The 478-nt window shown below is 61.1% G+C and carries 1 pseudogene; it reads left to right on the plus strand.

From position 1 onward, the window contains the following. Positions 1-72 precede the first annotated feature (72 nt). Positions 73-478: pseudogene (locus tag AB4Z35_RS30375) on the plus strand (N-acetyl-gamma-glutamyl-phosphate reductase); the annotation flags it as partial.

Below are 478 nucleotides of genomic sequence, written 5' to 3' on the forward strand. Positions count from 1 at the left end.
ATTGTAGTGGTCCACGCAATATGAGGCTTCGTTCTATTTCTTACAACCCAAAGTCAGCGGAGTCTTTCACGTATGAGCTCTCCCGTTGTTTTCATCGATGGCGACCAGGGCACCACCGGCTTGCTCATCCACGAACGGCTCCGTAACCGGACCGACATCAGGCTGATTACGCTTGCTGCTGCGGAGCGCAAGGATTTGCGGCGTCGCGCAGAAGCCATCAACGCCTGCGACATCGCCCTCCTCTGTTTGCCGGATGCCGCTGCGCGCGAGGCAGTGGCCACCATCGTCAATCCTGCGGTTCGCGTGATCGACGCAAGCTCCGCCCACCGTACACAGCCGGACTGGACTTACGGATTTCCGGAGATGGCGCCGGGGCAGGCCGAGCGCATTGCCAACGCACGTCGGGTCACCAACCCTGGGTGCTATCCGACCGGTGCGATTGGCCTGCTGCGTCCGTTGGTGCAAGCGGGGCTGATAC

The organism is Pseudomonas sp. KB_15 (assembly GCF_052114525.1).
Classification (GTDB): domain Bacteria; phylum Pseudomonadota; class Gammaproteobacteria; order Pseudomonadales; family Pseudomonadaceae; genus Aquipseudomonas.